The organism is Mycoavidus sp. HKI, from assembly GCF_020023735.2.
Lineage (GTDB): Bacteria > Pseudomonadota > Gammaproteobacteria > Burkholderiales > Burkholderiaceae > Mycoavidus.
The window spans coordinates 247,438-262,950 of sequence record NZ_CP076444.2 but is presented as its reverse complement, the minus strand read 5'-3'; the positions used below and the strand labels follow the sequence as shown (position 1 = coordinate 262,950).

18 protein-coding genes are annotated in these 15,513 nt (G+C 47.5%); 2 read left to right on the top strand and 16 right to left on the bottom strand.

Features of this window, described 5'->3' with window-relative positions:
* The first annotated feature begins 393 nt into the window (after positions 1 to 393).
* Together KMZ15_RS00940 and KMZ15_RS00935 are read left to right on the top strand one after the other, a co-directional pair.
* Entirely contained in the window at positions 394 to 1,368 is a 975-nt protein-coding gene (locus KMZ15_RS00940) for a hypothetical protein (protein WP_223693219.1), read from the top strand.
* A 684-nt stretch (positions 1,369 to 2,052) separates the two neighbouring features.
* Positions 2,053 to 3,099, top strand: coding sequence for a hypothetical protein (locus tag KMZ15_RS00935; RefSeq protein WP_223693216.1), 1,047 nt, complete (start codon positions 2,053 to 2,055; stop codon positions 3,097 to 3,099).
* Between the two features lie 70 nt (positions 3,100 to 3,169).
* On the opposite strand, the gene KMZ15_RS00930 is transcribed toward KMZ15_RS00935, so the two are convergent.
* The 16 genes from KMZ15_RS00930 to KMZ15_RS00855 form a co-directional block, all read right to left on the bottom strand.
* A complete protein-coding gene (locus tag KMZ15_RS00930; protein WP_223693214.1) occupies positions 3,170 to 3,985 on the bottom strand; it encodes a hypothetical protein in 816 nt (271 codons plus the stop codon).
* Positions 3,986 to 4,218: 233 nt separating this feature from the next.
* Entirely contained in the window at positions 4,219 to 5,277 is a 1,059-nt protein-coding gene (locus KMZ15_RS00925; protein WP_223693212.1) for an EscU/YscU/HrcU family type III secretion system export apparatus switch protein, read from the bottom strand.
* Between the two features lies 1 nt (position 5,278).
* Positions 5,279 to 6,082 (bottom strand): type III secretion system export apparatus subunit SctT, encoded by an 804-nt coding sequence (gene sctT / locus KMZ15_RS00920; protein WP_223693210.1) that lies wholly within the window; start codon positions 6,080 to 6,082, stop codon positions 5,279 to 5,281.
* 1 nt (position 6,083) lies between these two features.
* Positions 6,084 to 6,353 (bottom strand): type III secretion system export apparatus subunit SctS, encoded by a 270-nt coding sequence (gene sctS, locus KMZ15_RS00915; protein ID WP_223693208.1) that lies wholly within the window; start codon positions 6,351 to 6,353, stop codon positions 6,084 to 6,086.
* Positions 6,350 to 7,000, bottom strand: coding sequence for a type III secretion system export apparatus subunit SctR (sctR, locus tag KMZ15_RS00910; RefSeq protein ID WP_223693206.1), 651 nt, complete (start codon positions 6,998 to 7,000; stop codon positions 6,350 to 6,352). The genes sctS and sctR overlap by 4 nt, the downstream gene beginning before the upstream one ends.
* Positions 6,997 to 8,079 (bottom strand): FliM/FliN family flagellar motor switch protein, encoded by a 1,083-nt coding sequence (locus tag KMZ15_RS00905; protein WP_223693203.1) that lies wholly within the window; start codon positions 8,077 to 8,079, stop codon positions 6,997 to 6,999. The genes sctR and KMZ15_RS00905 overlap by 4 nt, the downstream gene beginning before the upstream one ends.
* On the bottom strand, positions 8,072 to 8,566 hold the full coding sequence (locus KMZ15_RS00900) for a hypothetical protein (protein WP_223693200.1): 495 nt from the start codon (positions 8,564 to 8,566) through the stop codon (positions 8,072 to 8,074). Before KMZ15_RS00900 ends, KMZ15_RS00905 begins: the two co-directional genes overlap by 8 nt.
* A 5-nt stretch (positions 8,567 to 8,571) precedes the next feature.
* A complete protein-coding gene (locus KMZ15_RS00895) occupies positions 8,572 to 8,880 on the bottom strand; it encodes a hypothetical protein (protein WP_223693198.1) in 309 nt (102 codons plus the stop codon).
* Between the two features lie 74 nt (positions 8,881 to 8,954).
* Positions 8,955 to 10,334, bottom strand: coding sequence for a FliI/YscN family ATPase (locus KMZ15_RS00890; RefSeq protein WP_223693196.1), 1,380 nt, complete (start codon positions 10,332 to 10,334; stop codon positions 8,955 to 8,957).
* Positions 10,321 to 12,387, bottom strand: a complete 2,067-nt coding sequence (sctV, locus tag KMZ15_RS00885) for a type III secretion system export apparatus subunit SctV (protein ID WP_223693194.1) — start codon at positions 12,385 to 12,387, stop codon at positions 10,321 to 10,323. The genes KMZ15_RS00890 and sctV overlap by 14 nt, the downstream gene beginning before the upstream one ends.
* A 37-nt stretch (positions 12,388 to 12,424) precedes the next feature.
* On the bottom strand, positions 12,425 to 13,195 hold the full coding sequence (locus KMZ15_RS00880; protein WP_223693191.1) for a FliH/SctL family protein: 771 nt from the start codon (positions 13,193 to 13,195) through the stop codon (positions 12,425 to 12,427).
* A gap of 5 nt (positions 13,196 to 13,200) precedes the next feature.
* Positions 13,201 to 13,827 (bottom strand): type III secretion system domain-containing protein, encoded by a 627-nt coding sequence (locus KMZ15_RS00875; RefSeq protein WP_223693189.1) that lies wholly within the window; start codon positions 13,825 to 13,827, stop codon positions 13,201 to 13,203.
* Complete coding sequence (gene sctJ / locus KMZ15_RS00870) at positions 13,803 to 14,531, bottom strand: type III secretion system inner membrane ring lipoprotein SctJ (RefSeq protein WP_223693187.1); 729 nt, start codon at positions 14,529 to 14,531, stop codon at positions 13,803 to 13,805. Before sctJ ends, KMZ15_RS00875 begins: the two co-directional genes overlap by 25 nt.
* Entirely contained in the window at positions 14,528 to 14,875 is a 348-nt protein-coding gene (gene sctI / locus KMZ15_RS00865; protein ID WP_223693185.1) for a type III secretion system inner rod subunit SctI, read from the bottom strand. Before sctI ends, sctJ begins: the two co-directional genes overlap by 4 nt.
* A gap of 57 nt (positions 14,876 to 14,932) precedes the next feature.
* The gene (locus KMZ15_RS00860) at positions 14,933 to 15,223 is read right to left on the bottom strand and encodes an EscG/YscG/SsaH family type III secretion system needle protein co-chaperone (protein WP_223693183.1); all 291 of its coding nucleotides are present in this window, start codon (positions 15,221 to 15,223) and stop codon (positions 14,933 to 14,935) included.
* A complete protein-coding gene (locus KMZ15_RS00855; RefSeq protein ID WP_223693181.1) occupies positions 15,223 to 15,444 on the bottom strand; it encodes an EscF/YscF/HrpA family type III secretion system needle major subunit in 222 nt (73 codons plus the stop codon). The genes KMZ15_RS00860 and KMZ15_RS00855 overlap by 1 nt, the downstream gene beginning before the upstream one ends.
* Positions 15,445 to 15,513: the final 69 nt, after the last annotated feature.

The window sequence follows — 15,513 nt, the reverse complement described above, 5'->3', positions numbered from 1 at the left end:
ACTAACTATATTATTTTATAAATTAACGCATTACCACTACTTTCTTTTTGGAGTTCACTCAATTATTATTGAAATTATTATTTTCAATAATATGCACCCTTACCTTTTAGACATCGCAAAAAATAAATTTGAAAATAAAATGTCTTTTTTTTGAATCATCTTGCTTAACTAAATGACTGAGAATTCATTTATTGTTCAATAATTTGAACAGCCCTACAAAACAAAAATAATATTTTGTGCAAAACGCACCATCTGGTGAAAAAGATTGATAATCTGCTAAAATCCGTGATAGGCAAAGGTCAGATTGTCCAATATCTAAACTAAGCCTTCATCACCATCCATTTGCCCTTGTCTAGCTTGAGAGTTTAATTACTATCCTTCTCGGAGAAAATAATGCAAATTCCATCATCCTTAGCATCCATAGTCTCTGACTGGTTCCCTAATTTGGGAGATACGGAAAAAAAAGCCCAAGGTGGAAAAACAGCAGACCTGTGCAATCTTTCCCTAGACCAAGTATTGCAGATTTATAAACCCGTCGGAGCGGAGGGCCGCGATTCCTCCCCTCAATTTATCAGGGAGTTAGAGCAGACCTCTTGGCAGCAGCAACAGATGACAAGCGGTATGTTTAATCATATAAATTCGATGACGGCGAACATGAATCGAATTTCTGGGCGGGTTGGTCAGTTGGAACCAGAAGTTCAGTACCTAGCTATTTCCGCATTTATTTTTTTTCTACTTTTTATTGCGTATGCCCGCCATACAAATATGACTATGCAAAAGAAATTTAACGCTGATCTAGACAAAAAATTTGAAGGTCTGAAGGACGAGCACTCTAAATTAATAGAGAATTTAATCAAAGAAATCGAAGATCAAAAGGCGGCGCACTTCAAATTAAGAGATGATCTAAGCAATGCCCTTGAAGATAGTAAGAATATGGTTTCCTCGCAAGGTAGGCGACTTGATCAACTAGACTCGAGAACTCAAGGAACAGGAAGCAAAGCTACCTCCCTTGAGGAAAACCTTATAAAATTAACCGCTAATCTAAAAGCTTTCCAAGCTGAGCTTGAAAAAATAGAAAACGAACTATCTACATTTAAAAAGGGCTCTTCCCAATCAATTGAATTGATAAAATCTCAAGCTATCGCAGCCGAAAAAATTAGGGTTAAAGGTGTAGATGATTTACAAAGTCAAATCATTGAACTAGATAAAACTGTCAGCGGAGTATATAGAATTTTAGACAACTCTAACCTGCTACCCGATCTGACTCTATCACCACTAGGTTCAAGAGCTGGATCATGGGCAGGATCGCAGAGTAGCGGATCGCGGAGCGGGTCACCTGAACACTCTATACCAGCCGGAAAACATTGACCTGATATATACACCCACTTTGCATCACAGTTTAGTCTGTATCGACTATCAGCATTAGTCGATACAGTTACTTGCTAATACAACAATTTAAAGCATTTTATAAATTATCTCCTAGATTCCGTTGCTCCTGATCCTGTTACACAGATTTATGCAAGCCAAGAAACAGCTTGCTTAACTCAATGACTGAGAATTCATTTATTGTTCAATAATTTGAACAGCCCTACAAAACAACGCACCATCGATAAATTTAGAGTGAATAGCCAAATCTATTCCTCTATAGCTCTATTGTATAGAGATCTATTACGTGATTAATCAGACCAAGGCCTAGCTTTAAAATCAATTTAGAAAAACGAGAACGCAGCACTGAGCAAACAAATATGTGATTGTATGATGAGAAAGATTGATACTCTGCTAAAATCTGAGATAGGCAAAGGTTAGGTTGTCCAATATCTAAACTAAGCCTTTATCGCCATCCATCCATTTGCCCTTGTCGGGCTTGAGAGTTTAGTTACCATCCTGCCCAGGAAATACAAATGATTGTATTTTTTCTGTTGTCACTTGAGCAGATTAAAACCAGCCTTGGTCTATTGAGTCATAATTTATATAGCCCGTCACGAAGTATAGCTATTCCATGACAACGCTTCATACTAACAAAATTTTCTCGTTTTCTTGTCGGAGCAAATAATGCAAATTCCATCATCCTTAGCATCCATAGTCTCTTACTGGTTCCCTAATTTGGGAGATACGGAAAAAAAAGCCCAAGGTGGAAAAACACCAGACCTATGCAATCTTTCACTAGACCAAGTATTGCAGATTTATAAGCAACAAGATATTTGCCCCGTCGGAGCAGATGGCAGCGATTCCTCTCCTCAGTTTATCAGAGAGTTAGAGCAGACTTCTTGGCAGCAGAAACAGATGACAAGCGGTATTTTTCATCATATAGATTCGATGACAACGGATATGAATCGAATTTCTGGGCGACTTGATAAGTTAGAACCAGAAATCCTGCGGCTAGCGCTCCCCGCATTTGTAGTTTTTCTAACCTTTACTGTTGGCGCAAGTATTTTTTTACTTAGAAAATTTAAAAATTTTGAAAATGAGCTAGCCGCACTAAGAAAAAATCAGACAGATGAAAGCGGGAGTTCCACCCTATTGATAAATAATCTAGCACGTACCGTTAGAGAAATTGAAGACAAGCTTTCTTTCCAGGCTACGCAAATTCATGAACTATCGTTAAAAATTAAAGGTAAGCAAACAGCTTTTGCCTATTTTGAGGAAAAGCAATCCAAATTAATGGCGACACTCGAGGACAACCTTTCTAAGTTGGTACTTGATTTAGCAAATATACAAGCCACTCAGGATACAGAATTTAATCAACTAACCATGAAAATCTTTGATTTTCAAAACGAACTCACTGCAGTCAAAATAGAAATAACTAGCAAATTGCAAGAGGAAAAATCTATAACGGCTGAGCAGATTGAAAATATTGAGTCTACACTCCAAGTTTTGGTAGAAGCAGTGCAAGAGTTAGCGGCGCAAGAAGAGGGCGAAGAAAGCCCGTCTTCTACCCCCATACCAGGAATGGCCGATGAACTATCGAGAAGGACGCGGATAGACCAACTAGTAAACAGACTACGGTCACGAAGCCGGACATCGAGTGGGGGATCATGGAGCGGATCACTAGGATCAACCAGTGAAGGATCACTGAATGGATCACCGCCCCTCCAATAATGGATTTCTGAGTATACCTCACCCCATCTTCCCAAATGACGGTTAAGATTCCGTCATTTGGGATTATTTTTTAACTGTTTAACTGATGTACTTTTGATATCGCTGGGCTTAATTTTTTCTTTGGTATATTGCCAAGCTCATTACTGCAGAAATACATAAAGTCACAGACATTCTCTCTTTGCTGCAGCCAATTAACGTGGTTAGTACCTAAAGGTTCCCACACTACATTCCCTCTATTATCGGGGTCGGGTTGAATTTGATACCACCCCTGTTCATTTCCATTATTACTCTTAAATTTTTTGTCATTCTTCTCAAAATATCGCAGAGCTGAAATAAAATTGCGGACCGGGCTCATAGAAGATTTATCTGATCTTTTACTAGCAGGATTTTGACACAAAACAATCACTCTCTCAGCAGATTCCACTTTTCTACGATTATCTTCATCAAGTAATTCCATGTCCTTGACAGACAAAAAATCCCGCTCAAAAGGTAATCGAGCACCATTATCATTCAGTATAGATATATACGCATGAACTAATAGTTGCGCGATACCGAGCTCTTCCCCGCGCGATTTACTAAACTCCCCACTTGCTGCTCTTTCCTTCATAACACGCTTTATATTGCGCACTTTCTGTCGCATACCCTCGTGCCCTTTATCCTCCGCTCTCTCGTCCACTTCCGCTGAAGTAATACCTCCGAAACCAAAAAGGCTTGTTAAAACTTTTTCCTCAGAAAGTTCCATAGCTGGAACCTCCGGTCCATTCTCGATCTCTTTTATAGGCGCATTATTAGAACTCGATAACGCCATACTTTCGCCATCGGCCCCACCGCCTCCACATGCAGCCATACCTAAGAAAACCATCATTGCAAGAATGTATCGTTTCATCTATTTCCCCGTTAACCCTGATCTTTAGCCCAAATTTTGCTTTGTAGAATACCCGTTAAAATTTAACTTACTCTTAAATCAAAGCATAAAACACCTTTCCGCCATTATCAGCGCAATTTTTACCTCAAAAGTTACCAATACACCTTGCAACCATTTTAGCCTAAAAGCTTTTTTCTATAGGATTTTTTCTTGAGTCTTTTCCAGCGATGGACTATTGTTATTAAAAGTCAATTTTAGATGTTGGCATTTTGGTCTTCATCCAATTCCAACATCGCAATCCTCAACACCTCAGCAACCGGTTCAAACAACGTCTCAGGAATATAATCCCCAATTTTAGTATCCCCCATCAGTTGTCGCGCAAGCGCCACATTCGCCACCACCGGCACCTTATAAATCCGCGCCAACTCTATCACTTTCAATGCTTTAAGCCCCTCACCTTTCTCTGTAACAATAGGCAGTGGCGTCTCACCTTGCTTATAGTATATACACACCGCAAGATGAGTTGGATTTCTAATGACAGCACTGGCGCGCTCAACGCGGCCAGCCATATCGCTTTCTTGCATTTCTTCGTGTAACTGACGAATCCGCCCTTTAACGTGCGGGTTACCTTCAGTATCTTTAAACTCCCGTTTAAGGTCGTCTTTTGACATCCGTAATTGCTTCATCAACTGATAACGCTCAAATAGATAGTCTGTGATCGCAAATATAATATAGAAAGCGAGGACGCAACCAATGAGCCAGCCACATAATTTAGCCACAATAGGGATGGCACAGTGCACCCCGCATTCTGGCAGATAAACTAAAGACTTACCGTAGCGCGCCAAAATATAGGCAAATACAAAACCCAGCAGCACGATCTTAAATATAGTGCGCAATAAAGTGTAAAGTTTTTTCAGCGAGAAAAGATTCTTAGCATTTTTAATAATACTAATCGCGCTGAGTTTTGGCTTGAGCCTCTTTGGGGCGAAGAGAAACCCCGTTTGAGTAAGACCTGTTATGACAGTTACTAAAAACAATACCGCCATCAATGAACCAACAAAACGCATAAATACCTGCGCACACGCCAGAAAAGTTCTCATCAGCGCTTGCTCAAATGGCAACGCTATGTATTGGATCGCCTGCCCAAAGGTATCTTGTAACGCAGCCAGCAACTTTGGCCCCTCTAGCCAAAGCCAGAGCGCGGCTATCAGCAACTGCATGCCTTGGATAATTTCAACGCTCTTAGCAACTTGCCCTTCTTTACGCGCGTCCTTGATCTTTTTGGGGGTGGGCTGTTCGGTTTTTTCAGCCATCTTATCCGCTCTCTGCAGTTGTGCCGATTTCTAGTAATCGGCGCACGATGAGCCAGATTTCATCAAATCGGTCGAGGTAATGATCAAGCCCCAAACGCATGCCAAAAATCAACGCGAGGCAGGCGAAAACTGATTTGATCGGCATGGCAATAAAGAATACATCCAGTTGGCCAGCAGTACGGTTAATCAGGCCAAAGGAAAAATCAACCATCAACATCAGTGCCACCGCCGGTAGGGCAAAGCCAACGCCCAATTCAAGCACCATGCGCCATTGGTTGATCATGAACAAAGCGGTCTCTTGATTGACTAAGAGCGCTTGCCCAAGCGGCAACATCGTGTACGATTGGTAAATCGCTGCCAGCAGCAAATTAAAACCACCACCTACGAAGAAAAGCGCGGCCAGCAATTGTATAAATAGAATCGAGAATAGTGAAACTTCTTCGCCCATTGCTGGGTTTAGAATTTCAGCCAGACCGGCGCCGCGTGCTGTGTCAATGAATTCGCCGGCCACCGCCACCGCCCAAAATGGAATGGAGGCTAAAAGGCCAATATAAAGGCCCACTGAGAGCTCGCTCAAAACCATGCCGGCCAAGGCAAACCCTTCTGGCGGCGCAGTATGTTTTGTCCAGGCAAAAGCCAAAGGCAACGCCGGCAAGGCAATCATTAAGGCGAGCGTGTTTCTAATTAGCGCGCCGCCCAACATGCGGGTACTGGTGACAGAGAGCAGCACCATGACCCCTAGCGGGCGCATCATGCACAGCGCCAGCATTTTCAGTAGCGGCGCCCAGGCCAACCAGGCCGCCATTTCAACGCCTCATATCAGACAGTTGTTGAAATACCATATCGCTGTAATTTAGCAAAGTCATGCCAATCCAACGATAGGTCACAAGCAAAGTCAGCGAGGCTGTCAGCAGCTTGAAAATAAATTGTAGCGTTTGATCCTGCAACTGGGTGAGCGTCTGCATTAAGCTGACTGCTAGACTGACGACCGCTACGGCTACCACGATAGGCAAGGCAAGCAGCAATACCACCCACAGTAGCTGCGTCGTCATATGGATCAGGATGGCGTCACTCATGAGTAAGAGAGCATTAATTGCGACAATAGTTTCTCCCAACCACCCATTAGCACGAATAAAAGGAGTTTGAAAGGCAAGGCAATGGTGAGTGGCGATACCATCATCATGCCCAGCGAAAGTAAAATGATCGAAACAATCAAATCAATTGCGATAAAGGGTAAAAAAATCAGCAGGCCCATTTTAAACGCTTCAATCAATTGACCAATGGCGAAGGCCGGCATGAGGACCAGTAAAGAATTGACATCCAGCCGATCCTTATATTGCTCTGGCCAAGTGCGCTGTCCAATATCGACAAAGAAATGAATTTGCCGCGGCGGCGTATGCCGCTTTAAGAATGCCCTGTATGGGGCAAGTACACTGTCATCTACTTGGCTCACTGATTCGGGCGAGCTGAATTCTACCGGATGAGCTTTGAGCGCATCGCTCACCTGGAAGCCCACTGGCGCCATCACATAAGCAGTCAGTACCAGCGAAATCGCATAGAGTGCGATATTCGGCGGCACATGCTGAATGCCAAGCGCATTACGCAATAGCGCAAGTACCACCGAGATTTTTAGAAACGACGTACCTAGCACCACCAGTAAGGGCAAAATTGACAGCAGAAAAAGAAAAACGATCAGCTGAACCGGATGCTCGAGCAAGCTCATCTTGTTTCATCCGGCGCAATTAGGCGGGTAATTTTAGCGCCCAGGCGCTCGCCAATGCGTACCAGGCTCGCGGTTGCAATTAGACGGCCTTGTGTACGAATGCCGATTTCCGGTGCGGTCTTGAAATCTGCTGCCAACACATCGCCTTCTTTTAATTGAGAGAGGGCTGAGAGTGGCACAGTCATTTGTCCAATTTCAAACACCAAGGTCATCGGCAAACTTGCAGCGATGTTTCCAGCTGTGAGATCAAGTTCAGCAGCAGGCTGAGTTTCTTGAGTGAAGCCAGCTTCATCAGCGATGGGTTCAGTCGTGTCAGCAATAAAATGGTTTTCTTCGCCTAATGGCTCCATGACGCGCTCAATTTCAAAGTGATTTTCATCCAGCCGGCCTATTTGCACCAACAGCCGGTCCAATACCAATAGCAGGCTACCGTTTTTAAGCGGGGCTTGCCAGGCAGCCATAACAACATCGCCCACTTGCAATGCGGCAAGTTGGGTGACAGATAAATGCGCAAAACCCGCACAAGCCGAGATCACTGTGTGTTGTTCCGCATGCTGATCCGGGCTGGCTGCCATGCATTTTGCCAATGTGCTCAACCAAGTCAATGGGAATCCATCAAGGTGTAAATCAAGCCAGCGATGATCGTCTTGTGCAATAAAAGTTAAAATAATGTCCGGTTGATCCAGTCTCTCTGGCGGCGATGCTAATGCGCCCAATGCTTTGATCGAGGGGGGCGTTAGCCGATGCTGGACGCACCAATCCAACCACGGTGCTAAGGTCCAGGCGAGCGCCGCTTCGCGCAGACCATCATTAAGTGATGACAAATCCGGTGCAGGCAGAATCGGCTCTAACCATTCAAGCAAGGCCGCTTCATCAAACCAAAGCCGAACTGCTTGGCCGTCGAGCGAAAGCTCAAGCGGTAGCATCGTCCGTCGCTCATGGTTAAAGTTTTGCGCGCGTTTGGTCAGTTGCAGCGAAAGCCCTTCGGCTTCGCTTTGCCGCCCGCCGCCAATCGCTTGATGCAAATGCGCATATTCGGCAGACCACATAGGCGCCTCGAAAAAAGCTTGCTCAGTCATGCTGCTGTTCAATTAAAATTTTCTCCATTGGATACATTGAAGAGATTTGGGTTTGGAGTTTGTGCTGAATTGATTCGAGCGCTTTACGCTGCTTTTCGTTGGCTGCACGCAGTGTCATCTTGAGCCGGCCTTGCACCTGGGCAACCAGCATTTCAGCACCGGTGAGCACCCCTGATAACACGGTAATGCGCAATTCGTTTGCTGTGTTTTGCACCTTTAATGAAGCCGGCATCAAGAGACTTTCGGCCAATGTACGTAATGCCATCTGGGCTGAACTTAAGCAACCAGACGTTGTTGATGCATGGCCAGCCCCCCCTAACAACAATGACGGTAGCACTGGCACCCCCATTGCTTCTGGCATCCGCTTTTTTTTAAGCAAATCTGCAAACCTCTGCACCTGCTCTGCGGGCGGTATTTCTTGCGGCCGCTCTGACTGAGACTGTGTATTGTCTGCATTGCTGCCAGTAGGCGTGGTTAAAATTTGCATGATCGTTACTTTTTTTCGATGAGCTTCAATTTTTCCTGCTTTGCAACACACTGCCGAAGCAATGTATTACGTTCTTCAAGTTGTTGCCGCAAGTCTTCGATTTGATCCTCCAGCTGTTTACTTTCTTGCTCAAAATTCGAAGCAGTAAGATTGTAATGGCTCAATTCTTGCAGTAACTCTTCTACTTCATCCGCACGCCGAACCGATGTTTGCGCGCTCAGTTCTTGCCATTGTTCAATAACCTGCATTCTTTGTTCATCAAGCTTTGCACGGGCTGCGTTTAACTCGTCAATTTGAGTTTTAACCCGCTGCATCTCAGCACGCAAACGTTCCTCTCGGTGACGCTTAATCGCGATTAGGTTTGTCCACATCGTGGATGGCCTCTTAATTAATGCATCAGCTCATCATGGCGTGACCGGGTCGGCGCAACTTGGCTATCAGTCAGCGCTTGCCTCAGCGCCATTTCGGTTTCAGCAAGTCCACCTGATTGCGCCGTGCTTTGACGCAAAAAGCTCTCAATTGCAGAACGCCGATCAAGCGCTTCATCAGCTTCCGCATCTTGGCCACGCTGATATTCGCCAACCCGCACCAGCAGATCAATATCATCGTAACGAGCAAGTAACCGCCGCAATTTGGCGGCATGCTTTTTGAGCCCAGTCGGCGCAACATGGGTCATCACGCGGCTGACACTACGCAGCACGTCAATCGCTGGATAGTGATTGCGCTCAGCCAATGCACGAGATAAGACAATATGACCATCTAGAATCGAGCGGGTTTCATCAGCCACCGGCTCATTCATATTGTCCCCTTCTACTAGCACCGTGTAGATCCCTGTGATGACCCCTTGCGCGGCAGGCCCTGCCCGCTCTAATAGACGTGGCAATGCAGCAAAAACACTGGGGGGATAGCCATTAGCCGCCATGGGTTCACCAGCCGCCACCCCAAGCTGACGCGCCGCGCGCGCATAACGCGTCACGGAGTCAACTAGCAACAATACATTTTTGCCTTGATCACGAAAATATTCCGCAATGGTGGTTGCGGTATAGGCGGCCTTATAGCGTTCAAGCGCAGGCCGGTCAGAAGTTGCGATCACAATCACCGCGCGCCGGCGCATTTCATCATCGAATACACGATCGATAAACTCGCGCACTTCTCGGCCACGCTCACCCACTAACGCAAGCACAACAATATCGGCCAAATTCCCATGCATCATCATGCCAAGTAAGGCGCTCTTACCAACTCCGGCGGCCGCAAAAATCCCCACGCGTTGTCCTTTGCCACAGGTCAGCAACCCATCAATCGCGCGAATACCCAGCGACAACGGTTCCTGCACCAAGGGGCGCGAGAGCGCGCTTGGCGGGTCAGTGCAAATTGGCCGTGACTGGCTAAGCGTACCCGGCGCACGCGTTCTTTGCATTCTTAGCGGCCGGCCAAAGCCATCTAATACGGCACCAATTAAATGATCGCCTACTTCAATTTCAAGCTGCCGGCCAAGGCGCTCGACGTCGGCCCCGCACGCCACCCCTAAGGGTTCATCAAACGGTGACAGGGTCGCCGTTTCTTCATTCAAGCCAACCACTTCCGCGATCAATCCCGGCGTGCCAATGCGGCATAGTTCGCCCAATTGCGCACCTGGCAACGAGGCGTGTAGAACGGTTGGGCCAACCCGGCGCACAGAGCCGATCTCGCGAGCGGCGGGCACAGTGATCCTGGTTTGCAGCCGCTCGTCCAAGCGCTGTGCGAGCGCTTCAGCATCAGGCCAAGGCATGGCGACGGTCCTCATCAAATAACTCAAGGTTGCCAAGCACATTCACCTCAAGGTCTTCCATTAATTCTTGCGTGGATAATACTGGTGTGGCAAAGAATTCACGTTCGATCATCTTGCGCAAATAACGACGCACATCCATCGCCGTCAAGAGTACCGGGTATTCTCCCCGTGCTTGATAGCTGTTGATATGACGGCGCAAGAGCTCGAGAATCGCGGTGGTTTTATCTACATCCAATGCTGAATAGGTGCCAGCGGATGTCTCGCGAATTGAATCGCGAATCATATTTTCGATGCGCTCGCCAATTAGGAGTACTGAAATACGGCGTTGAGGACCGCCAAAAACATGGCAGATCTGCCGCCGCAAAGTGATGCGCACATATTCTGTTAGCAATACAATGTCTTTTTCTTTATTTGCCCAATCAGCCAATGCCTCGCAGACTGAGCGTAGATCTCGAATGGGCACGCCCTCTGAGACAAGACGCCGAATAATCTCAGAAATTTTGTGCAAAGACATCGCGCGCAGTAGTTCACGCTGCAGCTCTGGATAGTTTTTTTCTACGCTGTTTAAGAGCGTGCGGGTTTCTTGCAAACCAACAAAATCTTCCGCGTAGCGCGCCACCACAGCACCCAACAACGCACTAATCCGATCCTCGTTGCTATGTACAGCTAAGCCGAGGCTCGTCGCTACCTCTCTATGCTCTGGCGGCAACCACGACAGCATTACGCCCCATGGCAGAGAATATTCCTGCGCCTCAAGCTGCAATGCTTGTGCTTTGGCCCAGACTAGATCAGCGTTTTCCGGCAAAGTCAGCGAAACAACAGGAACCAGATATAACTGGATTTCCACCCTATAAGGCGGTAACTCCGGGGCTTCTACAATCACCGGCAGCGGTATTGGCAGACCAAGCTCGTCAAATCTTTCACGGCAAAACCGCTCAAGCGCACTCGCTAATCGATCGCGGCGAGCGGCCTTTGGTCCAATCCGTACCAATAGCGCAGGTGCAGGCGCTGCTTGCACCTCTTCCTTGGCGGCGATTCCCTGCTGTCCGTGTGCTACACGCGCTTGAGTGCGCCAGATATGAAACCCAAAACCTAAGACAAGGGCTGCTAGCCCGCCAAAGATAAACGTTGGAAAACCAGGAATCAACGCGAAAATAAGCATCACCCCGCCGGCCATTAAGAGCGCCCATGGCTGCCCAATCAGTTGGCCCATCATCTGCGTGGCAAGATTTTGCTGCTCCGCGTTTGGGATGCGAGTCACAATCAGACCTGCGGTAATTGAAATCAAAAGCGCCGGAATCTGTGCGATTAAGCCATCTCCTACCGATAAGATTGCGTAGGTGCCGACTGCTTGGCTCGCGCTCATATTATGCTGCATCACGCCAATCGCAATGCCACCAATAATATTAACTAAGACCACGATGATGCTGGCGATGGCATCACCTTTGACAAACTTCATCGCACCATCCATGGCACCAAATAGACGGCTTTCTTTTTGCAGTAAGTCGCGTTCAATTTTCGCCTCTTCCGCGCTCAGCACGCCGGCCCGCATATCGCCGTCAATGCTCATTTGCCGCCCGGGCATGCCGTCTAGCGAGAAACGGGCGCTGACCTCGGCAACTCGTTCCGCGCCCTTGGTGATGACAATAAATTGCACCACGGTGATGATCGTAAAAATAATAATCCCGACGGCAACATTACCGGCTACGACAAAATTACCAAAGGCATAGACAATTTCGCCTGCATCATGCTGGAGCAAAATCAAACGGCTGGTCGTGATCGTCAGTGCCAACCGGTATAAGGTGGTAATCAGCAGAAGCGCCGGAAAGGCCGAGAATTCGAGCGGATTACGAATGTAAATTGCAATCGTCAGCGCCGTCACCGACAGCATGATATTGATGGCGATTAATATATCGACCAATACCGTAGGCAAAGGCAAGATCATCATAAAGACTGCCGTTACTACAATGGCGACCAGGATGATATCTTGCCGTTGTGACGCAGCAATTAAAATAGAATTGAGCCGGTTGATGGCGGGAGTCAGCCTGTTCATGAATGGTCTTTAAAACTTGTTATAAGTAAGAGCGCTCTCACCACACTGGCTCAATTTGCGGCGCTAATGCGTCAGAAGAATGCTCATCGGTATCGGTATTTGTAACCGTTGCGGGTGAGGCCAGAGAGGCACTTGAAGTCTCGCCCCGCAGGGCTGCTAGAACTTGCGCCCAATGCCGGCTTAAATCAAATTCGATGCGCAGAAATTCAGTGTCAATAATGGCCTGGCCAGCAGTCAGCGCAGCATCTGCGATGCAGTGAATCTCCGCTAACTCTGGGCTGTGCGCTAACTGTGCAGCAACGGCCTCGCATTCAGCCGGATGCAGGCGGATTTTATAGGGACGTTGCCGCGCCCGCTCACGGACTTGGGTTGCTAGTTGGCGCGCCAGTTGTGCGACCCGGTCTTGTCCATCTAACCACTCTTGCAATACGCTTGCCATGGTGCTGCGTACACGTGCTTCTAGACGGTCGATAATACTTGCCTCTAACTGCGCCTCATCCAATAGCCAACTCAATCCTTGGGTTACTGTTTCATCACGCGCTTCGTCCTGCGCCTGGCGAATCAGTGCAGCTTTATCTTCTTCACCGAGTTCACTCGCCGTGGCACGAATTTGCACCGCCTCTAGCTCAACTTCATGCTGCAACAGAGCAGCTTGGGTTTGCGCATGCTCAAGCACCGTTTGTGCTTGCTCTAATAGATCAAGTGTGCTGGCCTGCAGCACAGATTCTGACGGCTCGGGTCCATCAATCAGATTAATTTCAAGGTTGAAAGGATTGGCTTCGATATTCACGGCAACAGCTAGATCCAAATTATTTATAGAAAACGGGCCAAACGGAATAACGTATCCAGCCCAAACAATGCCGCTGACTCAGTCAGCGGCTCGCCGTCGAAGTTACCAGGCACTAGCAAAATCTCGAGCGCTTGCAATACGGCGCTACCGGCAAAAGCCCCGGTTAGCACTGCTGCCCCATATGCACACGCGTGCTCAATGAGTTGTTCAGGCTCAACTAACGGTCTTTGCACTCTGAATCCAGGCGGCGCCACCGCCGCTGAAAACACCGCTAATTGAGAACATGCAACTGCATCTAGATGGGGCTTAAGCGTTTCGAGATAAGGCTTGAGCATCCAATATTCCGGCTGCCCAAGACGCAATAAGCCAAGCGCCAATAACAGCACGGGTAATTTTTCTGACACCCCAAGCAGGCGACGCTCAAGCAACGTTAACGTAAGGGGTGCGCTAATGGCTGGCACGCCCCGACGCGCTGCAATCGCTTGTTCAATCCAACGCTGACTACGCGCGCAGGTTTGATAAACCGGCTGCCATGCGTCGAGCTCCAGTGCCTGCCACCATCGGCTATGCATGGTTGCTCCCGGACGCCAAAGCAGCGCATATAAGCGCGCCTCGAGCGGATCCGTCACGATGGCCGGCGCGTTTGCCATATTGAGAAACCAACGGCAGAACCCAGCATCGTTACAAACAGCAACGCCATACCGCCAAACAAGATCGGATTTTGCAATAAGCGCGCCCACCACGATGGCATGGCTTGCGGCTGTGATGAAACATAACGATAAGTCGCAGGCACCATGACGACGCTAATGCTGTCATCTTGAATGCCGGGCACTCCCTGCCGCACAAGATCGCGAATTTGTCCTTGCCAAGTCGATAAATTAGTGGCGGGAGAATATTTTACAAACACCGAAATCGTTGGCCTGACCGTATCGATACCTAAATTGTCAGGCGGCACGCTGCCGATGGATACGCGCGCCACAATCACGCCATCGATACTCATCAACATGCCTTCGATTTGCTGCTCTTTCAGATAACTCATCTTCGCCCGCTCTTGTTCAGGCGATGAAATCAGCTGATTGGATGGAAAAACATCCATTACCGACGCATATTTAGGCCGTGGATAGCCGTTTTGCCGCAAGATTTCGACAGCATGAATAAATTGCGATTTTTTGATCTGCAAGGTTAAACCACCCGCTTTATCCGTTTGCTTCGCGGCATCAATCTGATTCGCCATTAACAGCGCGAGCATTTGATTGGCTTCATATTCGGACAACTCCGAGTACAACGGCACTTTACAGCCTGACAACAATAGACCAAGCGCCAATAGGCAACCCACAACAAAATTCTTGCTCATGACATTGACGTAAGCTTGTTGATTCCATCGGCGCCGGCTTTTGCAATTCTTGCCGCCAGATCAAGTTCTAGCACCGTTTTGACTAAACCGTGCTGCACTTTTAGCATCGCCCCGGGTTCATCAGCCGCTTTGTCCAACGCTGGCGCTAACCGTTGCGCAGTTTGTTCGCTTTGAGTCTGCATCGCTTTAAGCAGCGATTCTTCATGTTTGGGTATCGCATTAGATTGCAATAATTTGGCGAAACCTTCCGCTTGCTCAACCGAGGGCTGCGGCACGATGGGATTGAGTCCATGCGCTGCAGGCGCTAGCATTGAAGGCGGAATCGATTGGATATCGATGGACATAAAAAATAGTTCTCCGAGAGAAAAAGAAGCTCACCAAAAACAAATAAATAGCGTGTGTTAACCTAGCGAGTGCTTTTTACGCACTAGGTCATCCGTGTAATCTGCAACCATCTGGCGCAAATCTTGCGCACACGTATCTTCAACCCCTTCTATTGCATTTAAGGCTGCCCGCGGTTGGCGCAGACCAAAATGCACCATGGCCGCTGCCAGCGCCTGGGTTTCATCCTCCAACCCAAGTGCGGGTAGCGCCTCAAGTAACCCCTGGGCTTGGGCAAGCAGGCCGTGATTAGGCGCTGCAATTGCCGCTTCAACCAAAAGTTGCTTGATGTCTCGCGCAAGTTCAGTCATTAGATACGCTGAATGATCACTTGATTGATTTTTTTATAGACATCCAAAATCGCACTTTGCAAACCAATCGTACTATATAGCTGATGCGTAAAATACTGCACCTGACTCATTACGCTTGGGTCGGAAATATCAGAGCGAGAGACTACATTTTGCAAGCTACGCGACAAATCCATCGCTTTGTTGCTCATGACGTCAGTGATTTGGTCAATTGACATGCTCATATATATCTACCTTATAAAGTCAAATTCTTGCATTAACACAGTAGTATCAAACATCTGCTGCATTTATTT